We start from the raw sequence: 20,453 nt of genomic DNA on the forward strand, positions 1-20,453 counted from the left end.
CAGGCGGACCTGACGATGTCGGCCTAAGCCTTAATCTGTTCCGGTTATGGTAAATAAAGGTTAAAGAAACCGCCACTCGCGCCGTCCCGAACCTGTATAAGTTTCAGGACGATACGGGTTCCGCCAACCCGCGCCGCCCCCGGCGCAGGGCCACCAGCATCGCGAGGCCGGCAGCGGCCATGGCAGCCCCGGCGAGGGGGACGGCCGGATAGCCGAGGCCCGCATCGATCACGCCTCCGCCGAGGGCGGCACCGATGGCGTTGCCGAGGTTGAATGCACCGACATTCATGGCCGAGGCGAGGTTGGGCGCGTCCTGTGCCCTCTCCATCACCCGCATCTGCAGCGGCGGCACCAGGGCGAAGCTGGCGACGCCCCAGAGGAAGATCAGGATGGCGGCCGGGATCTCCCAGCGCATGCCCCAGGCGAAAAGGACCAACACTGCCACCAAGCCGGCCAGGGAGGCCACGAGTGTGCCGTCCACCGAGCGATCGGCGAAGCGCCCGCCGGCCCAGTTGCCCACGGTGAGGCCGATTCCGTAGAGCACCAGCATCGCCGTCACGAACGGCGTCGCGGCTCCCGTCTCGATCCGCAGGATCGGCACGATGTAGGTGAATACCGTGAACATGGCGCTCGCCCCGAGCACGGTGAGGGCGAGGGCAGCGAGCACCGGCCCCCGCATCAGGACGCGGAGTTCGGCCCGCATGTCGCCACCGGCCTCGGCCTCGAGGGGCGGCAGAGCCAGGCGCAGCGACAGCATGGCCACGGCCCCCACCGCAGCGATGCCCCAGAAAGCCGCGCGCCAGCCGAGCATCTCCCCGACCCAAGCCGCCAGCGGCACGCCGCCGATGGTGGCGATGGTGAGCCCCGAGAACATCGCGGCGACGGCAGCGGCGCGGCGCTCGGGCGGCACGATGCCCGCCGCCACCACCGCCCCGACCCCGAAGAACGCGCCATGGTTCAGGGACGTGACGAGGCGGGCGACGATCAACATCGTATAGCTGTCGGCCACCGCCGAGAGGAGGTTGCCGAGAGTGAAGATGCCCATCAATCCGACGAGCAGGCGGCGGCGCTGCATCCGGGCAAAGGCCAGCGTCATCAACGGTGCACCGATGAGCACGCCCATCGCATAAGCGCTGACGACGAGACCCGCCGCCGGGATCGAGACCTGCAGGTCGTTCGCGATCAGCGGCAGCATGCCCATCGGCGTGAACTCGGTGACGCCGATGCCGAAGGCACCGGCCGACAGCGCCAGCAGGGGAAGGTTGAGTCTCATGATTCGTGCTTTCCGTCTGTTCCGGAACAGCACATGGCGGATACCGCTTCTCCCTGGTAGTATCGTGCTGGGACCAACATCCGTGCGCCGGAGGCATCAATGCTGCGCGACAAGGTCGACCGGGCCGGAGACATGGCGGTCTTCCTCGCCGTGGCTCAGGAGGGTAGCCTGTCGGCGGCCGCGCGCCGGTTCGGCCTCACCCCCTCGGCCGTGAGCCGGGTGGTGGCACGCATCGAATCCCGGCTCGGCGTCCGGCTCCTCGTGCGTACCACACGCTCCCTGCACCTCACCGCCGAGGGCGAGACCTATGCCCGGGCGGCGCGGCGGATCCTCGCCGATCTCGACGAGACCGAAGCACAGATCGCCGACCAGGGCTGCCCGCGCGGCCGGGTCCGCGTCAGCGCTTCGATGGCCCATGGCAGGCGTGTGGTGGTTCCCCTCATCGGCGATTTCGTCGCCCGCCATCCGGGGATCGTGGTGGAGATCGACCTCAGCGACGAGATCGCCGATGTGAGCGGCGGGCGGACCGATCTCGCGATCCGGTTCGGGCCGCTGGCCGACAGCCCCCTTACCGCCCGGCGCCTCGGCGAGACCGGGCGAATGGTCGTGGCCTCACCCGCCTATCTCGCCCGGGCCGGCACGCCACGGGTTCCGGGGGATCTAGCCGGCCATAATTGCCTCGACTTCAACTTCCGCCGGATCGAGCCGGGCTGGCCGTTCCGCGAAGACGGGCGCGACCACCTCCTGGCGGTGCGCGGCAACATCGCGGCGAATAATGGCGAGACCCTGGTGCAACTCGCCCTGCAGGGCATCGGCGTCACCCGTGTCGGCACCTTCCATATCTCGGAGGATCTCGCGGCGGGCCGCCTCGTGCCGCTTCTGGAGGCGTACAATCCCCAGGACCGCGAGGCGATCCATGCGGTGTTCGTCGGCGGGCCGGCCATGCCCGCCCGCATCCGGGTCCTGGTGGATTTCCTCGCCGAGCGCATGGGCCGTAGCCAGGGACCGGTTTCATGAAGGTGATCGGCAGCGATCGGACGTCCCGCGCCGGAATACGGGAGAGGCCGTCATGCGCGCATTCCTGATCGTCCCTGGGGATTCAGGGGCCATCGCGACGGCGATAGCGAGCGGCGCGCATGCGCTGATCGTGGATGTCACCGGTCTCTCATCGCCGGATTACTTCCTCGACCGCAAGCAGAGCGCACCGCTGATCTACCTACGCTCGGGGGAACTGGAACGTGACCTCCCGGCGATGATGGCCATGGCGCCGCACGGCATCGTGCTGTCCCGCTGCGAAGGCGTCCGCGACGTCATGCGCCTCGGTGCGCGGCTCGCCGTCGATGAAGCGATACATGGGTTGGCCGACGGGTCGACGCAGATCCTCCCTCTCATCGAGACGGCCCGAGGCGCCCTGACCTCGCATACCCTCGCGGATGCGAGTGGGCGTCTCGCCGGTATCGCCTGGGACGCCGAGGCCATCAGGGCCGAGATCGGGGCGCTCACCACCCGTGATCGCGGCGGCGCGCTGAGACCGCCCCTCGCTCAGGTCCGCTCCCTCATTCGTCTCGCCGCCGCCGCAGCGAGGGTCGCCGCGATCGACGCGGCATGCCCGCCGTGGGGCGACTTCGCAGACGAGGTCGATGCTGCGTGGAGCGATGGATTCGAAGCGAAGCTCGTTCTCGAACCGGATCAGGCCGGATTCGTCACCGCTTTCGGCGGTCGCGCCCCGGCACCGTCCACGGAGAGATGACGGTGCCGGCAAGAAGGCGCTTCATCGTTCAGGCGCGTCGGGGCCAGCCTATTCGGCGGCTTCGCCGTCCTCATCCGCCGGCAGGGTCCGAGCGGTCGGAGCACGCTGCGCTTCGGGCGAGACGATGTCGTGGCTGACGGGGACGGCCGTTACGTCGGGGGTGGAGCGTGAGCCCGTATCCGCCAGCATCATCGAAGCGCCCACCGAGATCAGACCGGCGAGGGAGCGGATGTCGTCCGGCTGGCGCGGGCTCCGGGAGATGACTTCGGCCTCGCGCTGAAGGCGCAGGTTGCAGGCCTTGCTGGGCAGCCCGCCATCCGGCGTGCAGGCGTCGTGCCGGGCACAGGCCGCATCGAGGGCGTCGATGGGCGGGAGTGGGGCATTGTTGCCGGGCCCGCAGTAATTGCCATGGATCAGCATGGTGGGCGGCCGGGTCGTCGTTTGCGCCAGAGCCGGCGTCGCGAGAGTAGCGGCCAGCAGAAGCGGTGCGGTGAACTTGAGGAACATGATAGGACTACCTGTGCGAGCGCCCCCTCAGGCGTTTCGCGGAAAGGAGTCGCCGAACGACGGCTCGGCCCATTAAGGCTTTGCCCCTCATCTTGGTTCCCACTTTGACACGAAGCAGACCCCGGCCACTCTCGTCATGGCTCAGCTTGCGCCGTTGGTGGGAGACTGGCCGAACCGAGGCTACTGACCTGCTCCGGGCGGACGCTTCAACTCGAAACGCGCGTCGTCGGTAACACTGAAATAATCGAAATATCCTCCCCGCATGAGAGGATGCATGGCGCCGGTATCGACCCGGCCGTCCTTGATGAAGGCATCGTCGACATAGATCGACACAACCTGCCCGATCACTAGGAAGTGGTTGGCTTCGCTGCCGTCGAGAGGTGTCAGGGGCACGGTCTGGAGCCACCGGCATTCCAAGGCGGCGGGGGACTCGGCGACCCGTGGCGGACGCACCTTGCGCGATGGCACCGGAGTCAGCCCGGCCGCCACGAACTCGCTGTCGCCCCGGGCGAGGGGGGCCGAGGTGGCATTCATGGCGTCGCGCAGATCGTAGGTGGCGAAGTTGCAGACGAACTCCCCGCCCTCCTCCGCGAAGGTCATCGCATCCTTTCGGCCTGAGGACGAGAACATCACCATGTCGGGGCCGGTAGCGACGGCGTTGAAGTAGGAATAGGGGGAGAGGTTGACCTGCCCCTGCTTGTTCATCGCGCTGATCCAGCCGATGGGCCGGGGGGCGACCAGGGCCTTCAGCGGGTTGTGCGGCAGGGTGCGGTTCTCGGAATCGTAATGCATGGCGCGGCTCAGATCCGGGTGACGATGTCGGCCAGGGCCGGTCTCGGGCGATCGCCCGGAACCTCGCGGGCACGGCCGAGATGGATGAAGCCCGCGAGTTTCTCGCGCGGATCGAGGCCGAGGACGTCGAGAATGCGGCGGTCATAGGCGAACCACTCGGTCAGCCAGGCAGTGGCGAAGCCCGCGGCATTGGCCGCGACGACGAGGTTCATGCACACGGCACCGGCCGACAGCACCTGCTCCCATTCCGGGATCTTCACATGGGGGGCGGCGCTGGAGACGACCGCGACCACGAGGGGGGCGTGGGCGAGGCGGTGGCGCTCCAGATCGAGGCGCTTCGGATCGGCCTCCGGGTGGTCCGCCGCATAGGCCTCCGCGATGGTCTCACCCACGCGCAGGCGGGCATCGCCCTCGATCACCAGGAAGCGCCAGGGGCTGAGCTTGCCGTGGTCCGGTACGCGGGACGCGATGGTGAGAATCGCATCGAGCTCCTCGGTGCTCGGACCCGGCCCATCGAGATTGACCGGCGGAACCGAACGGCGGACGCGAAGGAGGTCGATCGTGTCGTTCCGGAAAGTGTCGGATGTGCTGTCCATGGAACCTGTTCGGCGCGAAGAAGGGAAGCGGCGGAAATCCAAGCCCAGGCGAAGAGCTTCGGCCCCGGAAGGAGTTATTGCCTCGGAACGAGCCTCGACCTCGAAGGGCTTTGGCCTTGGAGCCGCCACGGTCCGGTTCCAAAGCGGGCCGTCGCTCTCGGCGGGAGAGCGCCGGGCGCGAAAACATGCCGTGCGGTCCGCAGCTTGGCAATCGCCGACATGCATGGCGGCCCCGTGCATGGTGGCGCCGTGAAGGAGATAGCGGATGGGACCGGTAATGCGCGCGCTCGCGGTGACGGGAGCCATGGCGATGGCGGCGTTTCCGACGCAGGCGCAGGAGCGCGACCCGTTCGGCGGTCGCAACGGTCCGGCCCTGCCCTCCCCCTCGATCACGGGACCGCAATTGCCGAGCCCACCTGTCGAGGGCGAGGCACCGCTCGCCCTCACCGCCCTGTTCGCGGGCAGCAACCAGCCTGTACGGTCCGGCCTCGCCTGGCGCATCTACGAGGACCGGTCCGACGGGGTGCGGCCGAACATCGTCGCGCGGTCCGAGGCGGCGGATCCGAGCTTCACCCTGGCACCCGGCACCTACGTCGCCACCGTCACCTACGGCTTCGCCAGCGCCTCGAAGCGCATCACCATGGCGGGCGCGGCACTCAGCGACCGCCTGACGATCACCGCGGGGGCGCTCAAGCTCTCTGGTGCCATCGGCGACATGAAGATCGCCCCCGCCGAACTCGCCTTTTCGGTCTTCGTGCCCATCGGCACCAATTCGGAAGGGCGCCTCGTGCGCAGCGGCGTCAAGGCGGGCGAGTTGATCCGCCTGCCGGAGGGGACCTACCACGTGGTCTCGAACTATGGGGAATCGAACGCGATCCAGCGTGCCGACCTCAAGGTGGAGAACGGCAAGGTCACCGACGCCACCCTCAACCACCGGGCCGCCACGGTGACCCTCAAGCTCGTGGCCGCGCCCGGGGCAGAGGCCTTCGCCGGCACCGCCTTCAGCGTCCTGACGCCGGGCGGCGACACGATCCGCGAAGCGATCGGCGCCTTCCCGCAGGTGACCCTGGCCGAGGGAGACTACGTTCTCATCGCCCGCCATGACGGGCAGGTCTACACCCGCGAGTTCAAGGTCGAGAGCGGGATGGACCGCGACATCGAAGTGGTGGCGAAGGCGTCATGATCCGGACCGTCTGCGTGTCCGTCGTCCTTCTCGCCGCCGTGCCCGCCACGGCGCAGACCATCACCGACGGATCCGACGCGACGGTGGGAGCGGAGGTCACCGCCGCCACGACGGCGCTGCTGGGCAAGGGGCTCAAGAGCCCGGCCGAGGCACGCTATTCCCGGCTGCGACCGGGCAAGGCGGGCGCCGTCTGCGGCGAGGTCGACGTGACCAACCGGATGGGCGTCCATGTCGGCCCGCGCCCCTTCGTCGCCGATACCGGATCGGGATTTGCCGGCATCCTCCCCGATGCGGCTGAAATCCGGCACCCGTCCAGCATGGCGCAGTATCAGGGTTTCCAGCGCATTCTGGCGCTGCTCGCCGCGAATTGCGAGGGATGACTTTTTCCAGGCTCCATCCTACGGCCCCCTCCTGAATCGACCGGATGGGACTGAGGGGGCCTCAGCCTCCGAGAACCGCGAAGCCGGCCCCCGAGGCGGCTGTCAGCACGACGACGATCCAAGGCGGGGCCGCGCCGATCGTCAGGAGCAGGAACGCGCCGGCGGCGAGGGCGAAATCACGCGGGCCGAGGACGGCGCCTGTCCAGAGCGGATCGTAGAGGGCAGCGGCGAGGATCCCGACCACTGCCGCGTTGGCGCCCCGCATGGCCGCCTGCGCCAAAGGCTTCGCGCGGAACGCATCCCAGAACGGCAGCGCGCCGTAGACCAGGAGCAGGCCCGGCAGGAAGACCGCAACCAGGGCGATGACGGCCCCGGCCGGACCGTTCGGCTCAGGCCCGAGGACAGCGCCGAGATAGGCCGCGACGGTGAAAAGCGGCCCCGGCACGGCCTGGGCCGCGCCGTAGCCGGCCAGGAATGCATCCGGGCCGATCCAGCCGGTCTCGACCAGAGCCGTGCGCAGGAGCGGCAGCACCACATGGCCTCCGCCGAAGACGAGGGCGCCCGCGCGGTAGAACGCATCGAACATGGCGAGCCCCTGCGAGGCCAGAACTTCGGCCAGGAGCGAAGGTAGAACGAGGAGCAGGCCGAACAGGAGGAGTGCGAGACTGCCGGCCCGGCGCGAGACCGGGAAGCGGAGCGGCTGGCCCGGCACTCCGGCCGCCTGCCGGCACAGGACGAGGCCGGCCATGGCTCCCGCCGCGATGGCAACGACCTGCCCCGCCGATCCAGCGAGTGCCGTGACGAGGCAGAGAGCGGAAAAGGCGATGGACGCGCGGGTGACATCGGGCGCGAGGCTGCGGCCCATGCCCCAGACCGCCTGCGCCACCACCGCCACGGCGACGAGCTTCAGCCCGTGGACGATGCCCGATCCGACCGGGCCGCCGAGGGCACCGGCGCCATAGGCGAAGGCCACGAGAAGGAGCGCCGAGGGCAGGGTGAAGGCGGACCAGGCCGCCAACCCACCGGCCAATCCCCCTCCCCGCATCAGGCCGAGGGAAAACCCGACCTGGCTCGATGCCGGGCCGGGCAGGAACTGGCACAGGGCCACGAGATCCGCATAGGCCGCCTCGTCGAGCCAGCGCCGACGGTGCACGAACTCCTCGCGAAAGTAGCCGAGATGGGCGATCGGGCCGCCAAAGGCGGTGAGCCCGAGCTTGAGGAAGGCGAGGAAGACTTCCCGCACGGAACCCTCGCGGGCGAAAAGGGGTGTCGTCACGTGGGAGGACCTCGAGGGGACGGGGGCGGGCTCGCTCCCACGACGTCTTCCTACCCGAATTCCTCATCCTGAGGTGCCGCGAAGCGGCCTCGAAGAAGGGCTCCAGCCTGACTGGCGCTCCCTGGACACCTCCTTCGAGGGCTCCGCTGCGCTGCGCCGCCTCAGGATGAGGTCGTGGGTGGGATGACTCCCGGAACCTATCCCAGTCCGCCGGCCTCGACGATGAAGCGGGCCACCGTGTCGGCGCCGTGCCCCTCGCGCAGGGAGGAGAACACGTAGGGCCGCGTGCCCCGCATGCGCCGGGTATCCGCCTCCATCACCCCGAGATCGGCGCCGACCATGGGGGCGAGGTCGGTCTTGTTGACGATGAGGAGATCGGACCGGGTGATGCCGGGGCCGCCCTTGCGTGGGATCTTCTCGCCGCCGGCGACATCGATGACGTAGAGGGTGAGGTCGGCGAGTTCCGGCGAGAAGGTCGCCGCGAGGTTGTCGCCGCCGGATTCGATCAGGATCAGGTCGAGCTTCGGGAAGCGTCGGCGCATCTCGGCCACCGCCGCGAGGTTGATCGAGGCGTCCTCGCGGATCGCCGTATGCGGGCAGCCGCCGGTCTCGACGCCCATGATCCGCTCCTCGGGCAAGGCGCCGGCCACGGTGAGGATACGGGCATCCTCCTTGGTGTAGATGTCGTTGGTGATGGCGCAGATCTCGAAGCGATCGCGGAAGCGCTTGCAGAGCTGTTCCATCAGGGCGGTCTTGCCGGAGCCGACAGGGCCGCCGATGCCGACGCGCAAGGGGCCGTTCGGTGAGTGGCCGTTCAGTGAGGTCATGACGGGGTCTTTCACGAGCGGAAGATCCGAGAATACTGGGTCTCGTGCCGGGCCGAGCCGAGATCGAGGCGCAGTGTCGCGCTGCCGATCTCGTCCAGGCTCAGGGGCGGGATGGTTGCGGCCAAACCCGCCACCCGAGGGGTGAGGGACGCGATCACCCGCGTGCCGGCGCTCTGGCCGATGGGCGCGCAGCGCAGCGCCGCCGAAACGAGGTTCTGCAGGAAGGCGAGGCCGAACCCGGCGAGCACCGGGGCGAGCGCCATGCGATGGGCGCCGGCCGAGAGCCCGACCGCCACCGGGTAGGCCACCTCGCCGGGCAGCGCCTCGCTCAACCGGTCGAGATCCGCGCTTCCCCAGGCGGCGCGGGTGGCGTCAACGAAGCTGCGGCCTTGCTGGGTCGTCTCGAGGTGGAGTTCGCGCGTGGGCGCGAGGGCGACGGCGAGGTCGTTGACCTCCATCAGCACCGGGACGTCCCCCGCCTCGGCGGCGGCATGGGCATGGGCCAGAAGAATCAGGTCGTTTCGCACCGCGCCCCGTTCGAGCACGTCGCCGAGCCATGCGAGCAGCGAGGCCTCGCCGCCGACATCGCCGCATTCCACGGCCCATTCGAGCCCATGCGAATACGCATAGGCCCCGACCGGATAGCCCGGCGAGAGCCAGGCCATGAGCCGAACGGTGTCGATCATCGAGGGTTCGCCCCTCATCGTACCGGGCGCCCTTCCCCGGAAGCCCGAACCGCCAGCGGCCCATGGGGCAGAGGATGGGGGCAGAGGACGAGGCTCAACCGGACACCGTGCCGTGGCTGTGCGGATGAGGATGAGGATGATCGTGAGCATGTTCGTGGGCATGGCCATGCCCGTGGTGGTGCCCGGCAGCCTCGCCGGCATAGGCCCCGCCCTCGGGCCGGAACGGACGCTCCACCGGCTCGGCCGTTCCCCCTAAGCCCCGCACCATCTCGGCCAGCACGTGGTCGTAGGCGATATGGACCGCGTCCGCGCCGATTTCGGCCGGGATGTGCCGGTTGCCGATGTGCCAGATCAGGCGCTTGAGGGCGAGATCGTCGGCGGCCCGGATCTCCAGCAGCCGCTCGGGCGCCGCCTCGACCCAGACGAGGCGGCCATCCTGCAGCACCAGGGCGTCACCGTCGTCGAGGACCGTCGGCTCGGGCAGGTCGAGCAGGAAGGACAGTCCGCCGACCCCGCGCATGGCCATGCGGCGGCGATGCCGGTCGCCATGGTCGAGGACGATGCGGTCGACGATCTCGCCCGAGAGCGCGTCTCGGCGGATCACTTTCGTGGCGCGGATCAGGGAAGAGCTCAAAACAGGAAATACCGCTGGGCCATCGGCAGCACCTCGGCCGGTTCGCAGACCAGGAGCTCGCCATCGGCGCGCACGTCGTAGGTCTCCGCGTCGATCTCGATGTCCGGCGTGGCGTCGTTGAGGATCATGCTCTTCTTCGAAATGCCGCCGCGCACGTTCTCCACGGCGATGAGCCGCTTCTGCACCCCGAGCCTCTCGCCGAGCCCGTCCTCGATGGCGGCCTTCGAGACGAAGGTGAGCGCGGTGGCGAAGGGCGACCGGCCGATCGCCCCGAACATCGGGCGGTAATGCACCGGCTGGGGCGTGGGGATCGAGGCGTTGGGGTCGCCCATCGGCGCAGTGGCGATCATGCCGCCCTTGATGACAAGGTCGGGCTTCACCCCGAAGAAGGCTGGGGTCCACAGCACGAGATCGGCGAGCTTGCCCGCCTCCACCGAGCCGACATGGGCCGAGACGCCATGCGCGATGGCCGGATTGATCGTGTATTTCGCGATGTAGCGGCGGGCGCGCAGGTTGTCGTTGCCGGAGGCGTCGCCCGGCAGGCTCCCGCGCTGGCGCTTCATCTTGTCCGCCGTCTGCCAGGTCCGGATGACGACCTCGCCGACCCGGCCCATGGCCTGGCTGTCCGACGACATCATCGAGAGCGCACCGATATCGTGCAGGATGTCCTCGGCCGCGATGGTCTCCTTGCGGATGCGGCTCTCGGCGAAGGCGAGATCCTCGGGAATCGCCGGGTCGAGGTGGTGGCAGACCATGAGCATGTCGAGATGCTCGTCGATGGTGTTCTTCGTGTACGGCCGCGTCGGGTTGGTGGAGGACGGAAGCACGTTCATCAGCCCCGCCACCTTCATGATGTCCGGCGCGTGGCCGCCCCCCGCCCCTTCCGTGTGGAAGGCATGGATGGTCCGCCCCGCGAAGGCGCGGATCGTGTCCTCGACGAAGCCGGATTCGTTGAGCGTGTCGGAATGGATCATCACCTGCACGTCATGCAGGTCGGCCACCGTGAGGCAGGTGTCGATGGCCTGGGGCGTGGTGCCCCAATCCTCGTGGAGCTTCAGGGCGCAGGCGCCGGCGCGGACCATCTCGACGAGGCTCTCGGGCCGCGAGGCGTTTCCCTTGCCGGCGAAGGCGAGGTTCATGGGGAAGCTATCCGCCGCCTCGATCATCCGGGCGAGATGCCAGGGGCCGGGGGTGCAGGTGGTGGCGAAGGTGCCGTGCGCCGGGCCGGTGCCGCCGCCGAGCATGGTGGTGACGCCCGAGCACAGGGCCTCCTCGATCTGCTGCGGGCAGATGTAGTGGATGTGGCTGTCGAACCCGCCGGCCGTGAGGATCTTGCCTTCGCCGGCGATCACTTCGGTGCCGGGGCCGACGATGATGTCGACGCCGGGCTGGATGTCCGGGTTGCCGGCCTTGCCGAGCTTGAAGATCCGCCCCTTCACGATGCCGACATCGCATTTCACCACGCCCCAATGGTCGAGGACCACGGCATTGGTGATGACGGTGTCCACCGCGCCATCGGCATTCGTCACCTGCGACTGCCCCATCCCGTCGCGGATGACCTTGCCGCCGCCGAACTTCACCTCCTCGCCATAGGTGGTGTGGTCGCGCTCCACCTCGATGACGAGGGAGGTGTCGGCGAGACGGATTTTATCACCCGTGGTGGGGCCGAACATGTCGGCATAGGCCGAGCGGGCGAGGGAGGCGGGGCGGGGTGTGTTGGACATCAGGCGGCCTCTCGTGCCTCTGCGACGGCGCGGTCGAACAGAGCGTCCAGCGCCGCGTTGACGCCGCGACAGCCGGCAACGACTTCTTTCGCCCAATCGATGTAGTTCGCCACGCGCTCCGCGCTCCAATCGTCCGGGGGGCTCGCCACGAGCGAATGCAGGTTGCTGATCTTGTCCGCGATCTTGAGGGTGCGGGCGCCGGGCGACTTGTGCGGCGCCTGCTCGACCTGGAGCCGCTTGCGCTCGGCCTTGGGCAGCGACTTGTCGTCGGTGACCTCGGCCACGAGTTCGGCGACGCGCCGACCGAACAATTGCTCGATCTCCTCGCGGCTCGTCCCGGTATCCTCCACCGTGTCGTGGAGCCAGCCCGCCGCCACCAGATCGGCATCGGGCGCTTCGGCCGTCGCGGCCAGGAGCGAGGCCACCTCGGCGAGGTGGTTCACGTAAGGCTCGCGCGCCGCGCCCTTCCGGGTCTGTCCCACGTGACGCCGCGCGGCGAACTCGGCGGCACGGGTGACGAGGAGGATGCCATCGCGCAGGCGGGATGTCTCGTCGGTCATAGGGACCCCATCACGTCACCGCGGAATCCGTAGACCGTCCGGGCACCGAGCAGCGGCACCAGGGAGACCTCCCGTGTGGCGCCCGGCTCGAACCGCACCGCCGTGCCCGGCGCGATGTCGAGGCGCTGGCCCCTCGCCTTCTCGCGCTCGAAGGTGAGGCCCGGATTCACCTCGTAGAAATGGTAATGCGAGCCCACCTGGATCGGCCGGTCGCCGACATTGGCCACGGTGAGCAGGGTGCGCGGGGCGCCGTCGTTGAAGACGATCTCGCCCGGAAGCGTCGTCACAATGCCCGGCACATCCGACGAGGGCGCGCCGCGGATCGGGTGGTGGACGGTGACGAGCTTGGTCCCGTCGGGAAAGGTCGCCTCCACCTGGATGTCGTGGATCATCTCGGCGATGCCCTCCATCACCTGGTCGGCGGTGAGGACATGGGCGCCCGCCTGCATCAGTTCGGAGACCGAGCGGCCATCCCGCGCGCCCTCCACCACGGCATCCGTGATGAGCGCAATCGCTTCGGGATAGTTCAGCTTGACGCCGCGGGCGAGCCGGTTGCGGGCGACCTGGGCGGCCATGGCGACCAGGAGCTTGTCCTTTTCGCGCGGGGTCAGGAGCACGGGAAACCTCGGGTGTTGGTCGCGGGGTGCGACGGTCGGCAGGCAAGGACCATGCGCGGGCCGGTTCCTAGGGCGCCGGGACCACCGTCGTCGTCAAGCGCAGGTTGAGGGCTTTCAAGACGCGCATGGTCGTATCGAGGCTCGGATTGCCCTCGTCGGACAAGGCCCGGTACAGGCTCTCGCGGGAGAGACCCGTCTCTCTGGCGATCTGGGTCATGCCATGAGCGCGCGCGGCGACGCCGAGCGCATGCCGCAGGAGGGCGGCGTCTCCCTCCTCGAACGCGGCGGCCAGATACTCGGCCACAGCTTCATCTGTGTCGAGATAATCCGCCGAGTCATAGGGCTGGGTCGTGGTCATCACTCGATCCCTCATACAGTCCGCGCGATCATCTTAGCCCGAGCGATGTCGCGAACCTGGTCTCCCTTGTCGCCACCGCACAGCAGGATAACGAGAGCCTCGCCTCTACGAACGACATAGATCCGATAGCCTGGTCCATAATCGATCCTTAGTTCGCTGACTCCCTCGCCGACAGGCTTGATATCGCCGGAATTGCCTTGGGCCAGACGGTCGAGGCGCAACGCGATCCGTGACTTTGCGCGCACATCGCGAAGCCCCTTCAGCCAACGGTCGAATTCGTTGGTGCGGCGAATCTCCATATCGAGAACACGTAGCCCATAGGCTACGGATTTGCAATCAGTGGATAGTGAGAATTTGTGATGAGCAGGCATATGTCGGTCCTCGGACACGCAAAAGGCCGCCCTCGGATGAGGAACGGCCTGAAAACTTCGGGTGGATCTACCACGGCAAAGGAGATTGGACGCGCCTGTTCGACCCATGCGATGCAAGGGCGCGTCGTTCTTAGATGATTTGGGGTATGCCCGAGGATGAGCGTGCTACTCATACGTCTCGCGATACTGGTCAAATCGCACGGATTGCCCGACGGGTCAACGACCTGATGTATCGTGGTCAAGGCCGCGAAGGTTAGCGGCGGTCATTTCGATTCCGAGCGAGCTTCTTCATCATTTCAAGTCGCTAAAAGCGAGCTTAGTCCCAAAGGCCACATTCAGCACTCGCAGCGGTTCTGGATTCCGGGCTCCGCTCCGCGGCCGCGGAAAGACGCAGCGGCTCATGCTCTCATCGTTCACAGTTGCGTCGACCTCGATACGAAGCCCTGGTACCGGGGCTTGCGCAGCCTCCTCGCTCCGGCGTCGAATGCGGGGGCGTCGTCAAATCTCGAAGACACCCATGGCAGGCCCCGTGACCTATCCCCGCGACCTCGTCGGCTACGGCCGCAACCCGCCCCATCCGCGCTGGCCGAACGGCGCGCGGATCGCGGTGCAGATCGTGCTCAACTACGAGGAGGGCGGCGAGAACTGCATCCTGCATGGCGATGCTGCCTCGGAGGCGTTCCTGTCGGAGATCGTCGGCGCCCAACCCTGGCCGGGCCAGCGGCACATGAACATGGAATCGATGTTCGAATACGGCTCGCGTGCGGGCTTCTGGCGGATCTGGCGGCTGTTGCAGGCGCGGAACGTTCCCGTCACCGTGTTCAGCGTCGCCACGGCGCTCGCCCGCCATCCCGATATCGCCGCGGCCATGAAGGAGGCCGATTGGGAGATCGCCTGCCACGGCCTGAAATGGATCGACTACCGCGACTTCACCCGCGAGGAGGAGAAGGCGCATATGGACGAGGCGATCCGCATCCACACGGAGATCACCGGCGAGCGGCCGCTGGGCTGGTACACCGGCCGTTCCTCGGTCCACACCCTCGATCTCGGCGTGGAGGCTGGCTTCACCTGGCTCGCCGATTCCTACGCCGACGACCTGCCCTACTGGATCGAGGGGCCGAGCGGACGCGGCCTCGTGGTGCCCTACACGCTGGACGCCAACGACATGAAATGCGTCGCCCTTCAGGGGTTCAACACCGGCGACCACTTCTTCACCTACCTGCGCGACACGTTCGACGCGCTCTACGCGGAGGGCGAGACCGCGCCGAAGATGATGTCGGTGGGCCTGCATTGCCGCCTCGTCGGGCGGCCGGGACGGATCGCGGCGCTGGCCCGCTTCCTCGACCATATCGCCGCCCATGAGGACGTCTGGGTCGCGCGGCGGATCGATATCGCCGAGCATTGGATGAACACTCATCCGCCGGGCTGATCCCCCGCCCGCTGGACGGAACGGGCGTTCCTACTCCATCCTCGAAGCGGTATCCCCGACGGGACGAGGGGAACGCGTGAGGCCGTGGAGTTCCCAGCCGCTTCTTCGAAACCCGACAGGACCGCATCTCCGTGCCAACGACCGTCGAGAAGCCCCCCGAACGCCGTCGCCGCAAGGACGGCGCGGCGCGGCGCGAGGCGATCCTCGATGCCGGACTGGAGGTGTTCTCGGGGCTCGGCCTGCACGGGGCGAGCGTCGATCGGCTCGCCGAGCGGGCCGGCCTGTCGAAGGCCAACCTCCTCTACTACTTCCCCTCCAAGGAAGAGCTCTACGTGGCGGTGCTGCGCCGCGTCCTCGACGTCTGGCTCGATCCCCTGCAATCCTTCGACGCGGACAGCGAGCCCGCCGACGCGATCCGGGCCTATATCCGCGCCAAGCTGACCCTGTCGCGGGATGCGCCGCAGGCCTCGCGGCTGTTCTGCCTGGAGATCGTCCAGGGCGCACCGCTCCTGCGGGCCGAGCTCGAAGGCCCCCTGCGCGGGCTGGTGGAAAGCAAAGCGGCGATCCTGCGCGGCTGGATCGACCAGGGCCGCATCGGTGCACACGACCCGCACCACCTCATCTTTTCGATCTGGGCGATCACCCAGCACTACGCCGATTTCGCGGTCCAGGTGGATGCGGTCACCGGCCGGAGCCTCGACGAATCCGACTTCTTCGAGAGCACCGTGGCGAGCACGCAGGCCCTGATCCTCACCGGGCTGGGCCTGCGATAGGCACTCGGCGGATTTCGCGTCCAGGAGCCCGCTCTGGAAGCGAGCCCCATCGGCGAGATCCCCGAAAAACCTATTTCTTCGAGGCGAGATACGCGATCACGTCATCGATCTTCTTGTCGTCGGGATAGCCGGCGAACACCATCTTCGTCCCCGGCACCTTGGCCTTCGGGTTCTTCAGCCATTCGTGCAGGTTCGCCTCGTCCCAGGTGAGGCCGGACGCCTTGAGCGGGGCCGAGTAGGAATACCCGTCGAGGGAGGCCGCCTTGCGTCCGACAACCCCCGTCAGATCCGGGCCGACGCCGTTCTTGCCGAAGGCATGGCAGGCCTTGCAGGGCGCGAACGCCTTCTCGCCGGCGGCAGCATCGCCCTCGGCATGGGCCGCCATCGGAAGCAGCATCGCGACGAGAGCACCGAGCATCGGGTACCGCATGGGGTTTCCTCTCCGTGGTTGTTTTGAATACCTCCAGATTACTGACCGCATGCTTCCCGAAGGCAATGTCCGAGAGGGAAGACTCACGAGAACGTGTCACGTCACGAGGATGGGAAGAGAAGATTCGCGTATCCGCCCCGCAATTCAGCAGACGCCGCCTCCCCACCGGGCAAATCGGAGAGAGTTTGGGCAAACACCTATATCTGTTGGATTTAGAGTTTGATCATATGGTCCAAACAGCTACCGTTCACCATCGGACGGGGCGAACACGGTACACTCCGTTCGCAACCTTGACCGGCATTGGATCCCATCGTCCAATCTCTGCCAGCTCAGCGAGGTTGTCATGAATGTCGGCGTCTTCATTCCTATCGGCAACAACGGCTGGCTCCTGTCGGAGAATGCGCCGCAATACAAGCCGAGCTTCGAACTGAACAAGCAGGTCGTCCTCAAGGCCGAAGGCTACGGGCTCGATTTCGCCCTGTCGATGATCAAGCTGCGGGGCTTCGGCGGCAAGACCGAGTTCTGGGACCACAACCTCGAATCCTTCACGCTGATGGCGGGCCTCGCCGCCGTGACGAGCCGGATCAAGCTCTTCGCCACCGCCGCCACCCTGTGCATGCCCCCCGCCATCACCGCCCGGATGGCCTCCACCATCGATTCCATCTCCGGCGGCCGCTTCGGGCTGAACCTCGTGACGGGATGGCAGCGGCCTGAATACTCGCAGATGGGTCTGTGGCCCGGCGACGAGTACTTTTCGCGGCGCTACGAATACCTCTCCGAATACGCCCAGGTGCTGCGCGATTTGTGGGAGACGGGGTCCTGCGACCTCAAGGGCGAGTTCTTCCAGATGGACGATTGCCGGCTCTCGCCCCGGCCGCAGGCGGAGATGAAGATCATCTGCGCCGGCCAATCGGCCGCCGGCATGGCGTTCACGGCGAAATATGCCGACTACAATTTCTGCTTCGGCAAGGGCGTGAACACGCCCAAAGCCTTCGCCCCCACGGTGGAGCGACTGGAACTCGCCAAGGCCGAGACGGGCCGGGACGTCTCCTCCTACGTGCTGTTCATGATCATCGCCGCCGAGACCGACGAGGAGGCCCGCGCCACCTGGGAGCATTACAAGGCGGGAGCGGATCAGGAGGCCATCGCCTGGCTCGGGGTCCAGGGCGCGGCCGATACAAAATCCGGGGCCGACACCAACGTGCGCCAGATGGCCGACCCGACCTCGGCGGTGAACATCAACATGGGCACCCTCGTGGGCTCCTACGCGGAGGTGGCGCGCATGCTCGACGAGGTCGCCACCGTGCCCGGCACCGAGGGCGTGCTCCTGGTCTTCGACGATTTCCTCGAAGGGCTCGATGCCTACGGCACCCGCATCCAGCCGCTGATGCGCTCGCGGGCGCATGTCACCGCCGATGCGGTGCCGATGGCGAAGGTGGCGTGATGATCGCCGGCTATCACGACGCAGCCGGACGCCATGGCGGCATCACCCTCCCCGCGCGGCCGGAACCCATCGCCTTCGCTGCCGAGGCCACGGCCCTCATCGTCGTCGACATGCAGAACGCCTATGCCACGAAGGGCGGTTATCTCGATCTCGCCGGGTTCGACGTCTCGGCGACCGGGCCGGTGATCGGACGGATCGCGACGGCCGTCGCTGCCGCCCGCAAGGCCGGGATCAGGATCGTCTGGTTCCAGAACGGCTGGGACCCGGACTATGTCGAGGCCGGAGGGCCGGGCTCGCCGAACTGGCACAAGTCGAACGCCCTCAAGACCATGCGCAGCCGCCCCGACATGAACGAGCGGCTGCTCGCCAAGGGAAGCTGGGACTACGCCCTGGTGGATGCGCTGAGCCCCGAGCCCGGCGACATCGTGCTGGGCAAGCCGCGCTACAGCGGCTTCTACAACACCCAGCTCGACAGCCTGCTGCGCTCGGCCGGCATCCGCACCCTGGTCTTCACCGGCATCGCCACCAATGTCTGCGTGGAATCGACTCTGCGTGACGGGTTCTTCCTCGAATATTTCGGCATCGTCCTCGCCGACGCGACGCATCAGGCGGGGCCGGACAGCCTGCAGGCGGGCGCGCTCACCAATATCGAGACCTTCTTCGGCTGGGTCTCGGATGTCGCGAGCTTCGAGGCGGCCCTGGGCGAGCGGGACGCCGCCGCGGCGGAGTGACACCCTCCCTCGCGCCCTCGACCTCATCTTGAGGTGCCGCAGCGTAGCGGAGGCCTCGAAGGAGGCTTTCAGTTCGCTCCCAGGGGCCTGGAGGCCTCCTTCGAGGCCCGCTGACGCGGGCACCTCAAGATGAGGTCACGGGTGGGCAAGACGACACAGACGACGAAGACGGCCATTTCGACGATGGAACGGGAGCACCGCGAACCATGCCCAAGACCGTGATCATTCCCCCCGGCACCGGGAAGCCGCTGGCCCCCTACGTTCCGGGAACGCTCGCCGACGGCGTGCTCTACGTCTCGGGCACCCTGCCGCTGGATGCAGATGCCAACGTCGTCCATGTGGGCGATGCCGGCGCGCAGACGAGACACGTGCTGGAGACGATCAAGGGCGTCGTGACCGCTGCCGGCGGCACCATGGACGACGTCACCTTCAACCACATCTTCCTGAAGGACTGGGCCGATTACGCCGCGATCAACGCGGTCTATGCCAGCTACTTCCCCGGCGAGAAGCCGGCGCGCTACTGCATCCAGTGCGGCCTGGTGAAGCCGGACGCCCTGGTGGAGATCGCCTCCGTCGCGCATGTGGGCAAGCCGTGAGCGCGACCATCCATCACGAGATCCACGGGGACGGCGAACGGACCATCCTGCTCTCGCCGGGCCTCGGCGGATCGTGTGGCTATTTCGCGCCGCAGATTCCAGCCCTGGCCGAGCGGTTCCGGGTGGTCGGCTACGATCATCGCGGCACCGGGCGCTCGCCCGATGCGCTGGAACAGGGTCACAGCATCGCCGCCATGGCCGCCGACGCCCTTCGGGTGATGGACGATCTCGGCATCGCCACAGCCGACATCGTCGGGCATGCGCTCGGCGGGCTCATCGGCCTCGAACTGGCGCGTGCCCATCCCACCCGGGTGGGGCGGCTCGTGGTCATCAACGGATGGGCCAGGGCCGATTCCGCGACGAAGCGGTGCTTTGCCGCCCGCAAGGCCCTGCTGGCCCATGCCGGCCCCGAAGCCTACGTGGCCGCGCAGGCGATCTTCCTCTATCCGGCGCCCTGGCTTTCGCTCAACGCGGAGCGCGTCGCGGCGGACGAGGCTCATGCCCTGGCGCATTTTCCCGGACCTGAGAACACGCTGCGGCGGATCGCGGCGCTGGAAGCCTTCGATCTCACCGCGCATCTGTCCGGTATCCCGCACGAAACCCTCGTGATGGCAGCGGCCGACGACGTGCTCGTGCCCTATCTGCGCTCGGAGGAACTCGCGGCGGCGTTGCCCAACGCCACGCTGGATCTGGCCAAGAGCGGCGGCCACGCGCATAGCGTGACGCAGGCGGAGGCGTTCAACCGCACCCTCGTCACCTTCCTCGACCGGCCCTGAGGGAGTTCGTCATGGCTCATCCGGCTCGACCGGTTCGTCTTGGCGAGCCAGCGCGCCATCTCGCTCGGATCCTCGAGGGGCTGCCGGTGTTCAGGCGCGAAACCGGTGACCACTTTTGCTGAACCTGCTTAGGATGAAAGCTCCGCCATGACCGAAACGACGTTGCCCACGGTCGAGGCCGGAGCTTTTCGCGAGGCGATGGCCCATCTGGCCAGTTCGGTCCATCTCGTCACCACCGACGGGCCGGGCGGACGGGCCGGTTTCACGGCCTCTTCCGTCTGCAGCGTCAGCGACGCGCCGCCGACGCTCCTCGTCTGCATCAACCGAACCTCCTCCGCCTATGCCGCAGTGAGCGCCAATGCGGCCCTGTGCGTGAACACGCTGTCGGGCGGGCAGGCCGCCATCGCCGGCGCCTTCGGCGGCCGCACCCCCATGGACGAGCGCTTCGCGGCGGGGGCCTGGGGAGTGCTCACCACCGGGGCACCGGTGCTGGAGGGGGCGTTGACCGCCTTCGATTGCCGCATCGTGGCGCGCCACGCCGTCGGCAGCCACGACGTGCTGTTCTGCGAGGTGGTGGATCTCTCGGAGCCCGCCGGCCAACAGGGTCTCGTCTATGCCGGCCGGCGCTACCACACCCTGCCCGTGGCGGTCGCTCCGCCGCACCCCGCCGCCGTCTGACCGTCCGGCCTCGCCCCGAGCATCCCGTCACGCTCCTCGCCTCACGCGATCCACCGCCCGGA

The 20,453-nt window shown here is 67.9% G+C and carries 24 protein-coding genes and 1 pseudogene; 11 read left to right on the forward strand and 14 right to left on the reverse strand.

Going from position 1 to position 20,453, the window contains the following annotated elements; genetic code table 11:
* Window positions 1-103: 103 nt before the first annotated feature.
* On the reverse strand, window positions 104-1,273 hold the full coding sequence (locus ACYQOP_RS18815; RefSeq protein WP_056425596.1) for an MFS transporter: 1,170 nt from the start codon (window positions 1,271-1,273) through the stop codon (window positions 104-106).
* Window positions 1,274-1,372: 99 nt separating this feature from the next.
* On the opposite strand from ACYQOP_RS18815, the gene ACYQOP_RS18820 reads away from it, so the two are divergent.
* Both ACYQOP_RS18820 and ACYQOP_RS18825 read left to right on the forward strand, forming a co-directional pair.
* Window positions 1,373-2,290 carry a LysR family transcriptional regulator gene (locus ACYQOP_RS18820; RefSeq protein WP_461223434.1) on the forward strand — a complete coding sequence of 306 codons (918 nt, stop codon included), beginning with the start codon at window positions 1,373-1,375 and terminating at the stop codon, window positions 2,288-2,290.
* A 52-nt stretch (window positions 2,291-2,342) separates the two neighbouring features.
* Window positions 2,343-3,023, forward strand: coding sequence for an aldolase/citrate lyase family protein (locus tag ACYQOP_RS18825; protein WP_461223435.1), 681 nt, complete (start codon window positions 2,343-2,345; stop codon window positions 3,021-3,023).
* Between the two features lie 48 nt (window positions 3,024-3,071).
* Here the strand turns inward: ACYQOP_RS18825 and ACYQOP_RS18830 are convergent, their stop codons facing one another.
* From ACYQOP_RS18830 to ACYQOP_RS18840, 3 genes are all read right to left on the reverse strand, one after another.
* Window positions 3,072-3,530 (reverse strand): hypothetical protein, encoded by a 459-nt coding sequence (locus ACYQOP_RS18830; RefSeq protein WP_461223436.1) that lies wholly within the window; start codon window positions 3,528-3,530, stop codon window positions 3,072-3,074.
* A 180-nt stretch (window positions 3,531-3,710) separates the two neighbouring features.
* Window positions 3,711-4,322 carry a flavin reductase family protein gene (locus tag ACYQOP_RS18835; protein WP_461223437.1) on the reverse strand — a complete coding sequence of 204 codons (612 nt, stop codon included), beginning with the start codon at window positions 4,320-4,322 and terminating at the stop codon, window positions 3,711-3,713.
* Window positions 4,323-4,330: 8 nt separating this feature from the next.
* A complete protein-coding gene (locus ACYQOP_RS18840; RefSeq protein ID WP_461223438.1) occupies window positions 4,331-4,918 on the reverse strand; it encodes a nitroreductase family protein in 588 nt (195 codons plus the stop codon).
* A 265-nt stretch (window positions 4,919-5,183) separates the two neighbouring features.
* Here ACYQOP_RS18840 and ACYQOP_RS18845 point away from each other — a divergent pair, with 265 nt between their 5' ends.
* Window positions 5,184-6,101 carry a hypothetical protein gene (locus tag ACYQOP_RS18845; protein WP_056453735.1) on the forward strand — a complete coding sequence of 306 codons (918 nt, stop codon included), beginning with the start codon at window positions 5,184-5,186 and terminating at the stop codon, window positions 6,099-6,101.
* On the forward strand, window positions 6,098-6,481 hold the full coding sequence (locus ACYQOP_RS18850; RefSeq protein WP_461223439.1) for a hypothetical protein: 384 nt from the start codon (window positions 6,098-6,100) through the stop codon (window positions 6,479-6,481). Before ACYQOP_RS18845 ends, ACYQOP_RS18850 begins: the two co-directional genes overlap by 4 nt.
* A 61-nt stretch (window positions 6,482-6,542) precedes the next feature.
* Here the strand turns inward: ACYQOP_RS18850 and chrA are convergent, their stop codons facing one another.
* The 9 genes from chrA to ACYQOP_RS18895 all read right to left on the reverse strand — a co-directional run bounded on the left by chrA (window position 6,543) and on the right by ACYQOP_RS18895 (window position 13,462).
* A complete protein-coding gene (gene chrA / locus ACYQOP_RS18855) occupies window positions 6,543-7,757 on the reverse strand; it encodes a chromate efflux transporter (RefSeq protein WP_461223440.1) in 1,215 nt (404 codons plus the stop codon).
* A 197-nt stretch (window positions 7,758-7,954) separates the two neighbouring features.
* On the reverse strand, window positions 7,955-8,584 hold the full coding sequence (ureG, locus tag ACYQOP_RS18860; protein ID WP_056256188.1) for an urease accessory protein UreG: 630 nt from the start codon (window positions 8,582-8,584) through the stop codon (window positions 7,955-7,957).
* 11 nt (window positions 8,585-8,595) lie between these two features.
* Window positions 8,596-9,270, reverse strand: coding sequence for an urease accessory protein UreF (locus ACYQOP_RS18865; protein WP_461223441.1), 675 nt, complete (start codon window positions 9,268-9,270; stop codon window positions 8,596-8,598).
* Between the two features lie 94 nt (window positions 9,271-9,364).
* The gene (locus ACYQOP_RS18870) at window positions 9,365-9,892 is read right to left on the reverse strand and encodes an urease accessory protein UreE (RefSeq protein WP_461225384.1); all 528 of its coding nucleotides are present in this window, start codon (window positions 9,890-9,892) and stop codon (window positions 9,365-9,367) included.
* Window positions 9,893-9,900: 8 nt separating this feature from the next.
* The gene (gene ureC / locus ACYQOP_RS18875; protein ID WP_461223442.1) at window positions 9,901-11,628 is read right to left on the reverse strand and encodes an urease subunit alpha; all 1,728 of its coding nucleotides are present in this window, start codon (window positions 11,626-11,628) and stop codon (window positions 9,901-9,903) included.
* Window positions 11,628-12,188, reverse strand: a complete 561-nt coding sequence (locus tag ACYQOP_RS18880) for an HD domain-containing protein (RefSeq protein WP_461223443.1) — start codon at window positions 12,186-12,188, stop codon at window positions 11,628-11,630. Before ACYQOP_RS18880 ends, ureC begins: the two co-directional genes overlap by 1 nt.
* Window positions 12,185-12,805 carry an urease subunit gamma gene (locus tag ACYQOP_RS18885; protein WP_056425642.1) on the reverse strand — a complete coding sequence of 207 codons (621 nt, stop codon included), beginning with the start codon at window positions 12,803-12,805 and terminating at the stop codon, window positions 12,185-12,187. The genes ACYQOP_RS18880 and ACYQOP_RS18885 overlap by 4 nt, the downstream gene beginning before the upstream one ends.
* A 67-nt stretch (window positions 12,806-12,872) precedes the next feature.
* On the reverse strand, window positions 12,873-13,163 hold the full coding sequence (locus ACYQOP_RS18890) for an addiction module antidote protein (protein ID WP_056149621.1): 291 nt from the start codon (window positions 13,161-13,163) through the stop codon (window positions 12,873-12,875).
* Window positions 13,164-13,174: 11 nt separating this feature from the next.
* The gene (locus ACYQOP_RS18895) at window positions 13,175-13,462 is read right to left on the reverse strand and encodes a type II toxin-antitoxin system RelE/ParE family toxin (RefSeq protein ID WP_461225386.1); all 288 of its coding nucleotides are present in this window, start codon (window positions 13,460-13,462) and stop codon (window positions 13,175-13,177) included.
* A 589-nt stretch (window positions 13,463-14,051) separates the two neighbouring features.
* Here ACYQOP_RS18895 and puuE point away from each other — a divergent pair.
* Both puuE and rutR read left to right on the forward strand, forming a co-directional pair.
* Window positions 14,052-14,954 (forward strand): annotated as a pseudogene (gene puuE, locus ACYQOP_RS18900) (allantoinase PuuE); the annotation flags it as partial.
* Between the two features lie 140 nt (window positions 14,955-15,094).
* Entirely contained in the window at window positions 15,095-15,736 is a 642-nt protein-coding gene (gene rutR, locus ACYQOP_RS18905) for an HTH-type transcriptional regulator RutR (protein WP_461223444.1), read from the forward strand.
* A gap of 70 nt (window positions 15,737-15,806) precedes the next feature.
* On the opposite strand, the gene ACYQOP_RS18910 is transcribed toward rutR, so the two are convergent.
* Complete coding sequence (locus tag ACYQOP_RS18910; protein ID WP_026175908.1) at window positions 15,807-16,166, reverse strand: c-type cytochrome; 360 nt, start codon at window positions 16,164-16,166, stop codon at window positions 15,807-15,809.
* 343 nt (window positions 16,167-16,509) lie between these two features.
* Here ACYQOP_RS18910 and rutA point away from each other — a divergent pair, with 343 nt between their 5' ends.
* The 5 genes from rutA (at window position 16,510) to ACYQOP_RS18935 (ending at window position 20,391) form a co-directional block, all read left to right on the forward strand.
* The gene (gene rutA, locus ACYQOP_RS18915) at window positions 16,510-17,610 is read left to right on the forward strand and encodes a pyrimidine utilization protein A (RefSeq protein WP_056425650.1); all 1,101 of its coding nucleotides are present in this window, start codon (window positions 16,510-16,512) and stop codon (window positions 17,608-17,610) included.
* Window positions 17,610-18,341 (forward strand): pyrimidine utilization protein B, encoded by a 732-nt coding sequence (rutB, locus tag ACYQOP_RS18920; RefSeq protein WP_461223445.1) that lies wholly within the window; start codon window positions 17,610-17,612, stop codon window positions 18,339-18,341. Before rutA ends, rutB begins: the two co-directional genes overlap by 1 nt.
* Before the next feature lie 206 nt (window positions 18,342-18,547).
* The gene (rutC, locus tag ACYQOP_RS18925; protein ID WP_056425656.1) at window positions 18,548-18,937 is read left to right on the forward strand and encodes a pyrimidine utilization protein C; all 390 of its coding nucleotides are present in this window, start codon (window positions 18,548-18,550) and stop codon (window positions 18,935-18,937) included.
* Window positions 18,934-19,713 carry a pyrimidine utilization protein D gene (rutD, locus tag ACYQOP_RS18930; protein ID WP_461223446.1) on the forward strand — a complete coding sequence of 260 codons (780 nt, stop codon included), beginning with the start codon at window positions 18,934-18,936 and terminating at the stop codon, window positions 19,711-19,713. The genes rutC and rutD overlap by 4 nt, the downstream gene beginning before the upstream one ends.
* Window positions 19,714-19,860: 147 nt before the next feature.
* Window positions 19,861-20,391, forward strand: coding sequence for a flavin reductase (locus tag ACYQOP_RS18935; protein ID WP_461223447.1), 531 nt, complete (start codon window positions 19,861-19,863; stop codon window positions 20,389-20,391).
* Window positions 20,392-20,453: the final 62 nt, after the last annotated feature.

This window comes from Methylobacterium sp. CM6247, assembly GCF_054817925.1.

Excerpts from the sequence above, each read along its gene's own strand:
- ACYQOP_RS18825 (WP_461223435.1), top strand. The coding sequence starts at position 2,343 with ATGCGCGCATTCCTGATCGTCCCTGGGGATTCAGGGGCCATCGCGACG.
- ACYQOP_RS18845 (WP_056453735.1), top strand. The coding sequence starts at position 5,184 with ATGGGACCGGTAATGCGCGCGCTCGCGGTGACGGGAGCCATGGCGATG.
- ACYQOP_RS18880 (WP_461223443.1), bottom strand. The coding sequence starts at position 12,188 with ATGACCGACGAGACATCCCGCCTGCGCGATGGCATCCTCCTCGTCACC.
- rutC (WP_056425656.1), top strand. The coding sequence starts at position 18,548 with ATGCCCAAGACCGTGATCATTCCCCCCGGCACCGGGAAGCCGCTGGCC.
- ACYQOP_RS18895 (WP_461225386.1), bottom strand. The coding sequence starts at position 13,462 with ATGGAGATTCGCCGCACCAACGAATTCGACCGTTGGCTGAAGGGGCTT.
- ACYQOP_RS18840 (WP_461223438.1), bottom strand. The coding sequence starts at position 4,918 with ATGGACAGCACATCCGACACTTTCCGGAACGACACGATCGACCTCCTT.
- rutA (WP_056425650.1), top strand. The coding sequence starts at position 16,510 with ATGAATGTCGGCGTCTTCATTCCTATCGGCAACAACGGCTGGCTCCTG.
- rutB (WP_461223445.1), top strand. The coding sequence starts at position 17,610 with ATGATCGCCGGCTATCACGACGCAGCCGGACGCCATGGCGGCATCACC.
- ACYQOP_RS18910 (WP_026175908.1), bottom strand. The coding sequence starts at position 16,166 with ATGCGGTACCCGATGCTCGGTGCTCTCGTCGCGATGCTGCTTCCGATG.
- ACYQOP_RS18935 (WP_461223447.1), top strand. The coding sequence starts at position 19,861 with ATGACCGAAACGACGTTGCCCACGGTCGAGGCCGGAGCTTTTCGCGAG.
- ACYQOP_RS18815 (WP_056425596.1), bottom strand. The coding sequence starts at position 1,273 with ATGAGACTCAACCTTCCCCTGCTGGCGCTGTCGGCCGGTGCCTTCGGC.
- ACYQOP_RS18830 (WP_461223436.1), bottom strand. The coding sequence starts at position 3,530 with ATGTTCCTCAAGTTCACCGCACCGCTTCTGCTGGCCGCTACTCTCGCG.
- ACYQOP_RS18865 (WP_461223441.1), bottom strand. The coding sequence starts at position 9,270 with ATGATCGACACCGTTCGGCTCATGGCCTGGCTCTCGCCGGGCTATCCG.
- ureG (WP_056256188.1), bottom strand. The coding sequence starts at position 8,584 with ATGACCTCACTGAACGGCCACTCACCGAACGGCCCCTTGCGCGTCGGC.
- ACYQOP_RS18835 (WP_461223437.1), bottom strand. The coding sequence starts at position 4,322 with ATGCATTACGATTCCGAGAACCGCACCCTGCCGCACAACCCGCTGAAG.
- ACYQOP_RS18890 (WP_056149621.1), bottom strand. The coding sequence starts at position 13,163 with ATGACCACGACCCAGCCCTATGACTCGGCGGATTATCTCGACACAGAT.
- ACYQOP_RS18820 (WP_461223434.1), top strand. The coding sequence starts at position 1,373 with ATGCTGCGCGACAAGGTCGACCGGGCCGGAGACATGGCGGTCTTCCTC.
- ureC (WP_461223442.1), bottom strand. The coding sequence starts at position 11,628 with ATGTCCAACACACCCCGCCCCGCCTCCCTCGCCCGCTCGGCCTATGCC.
- ACYQOP_RS18850 (WP_461223439.1), top strand. The coding sequence starts at position 6,098 with ATGATCCGGACCGTCTGCGTGTCCGTCGTCCTTCTCGCCGCCGTGCCC.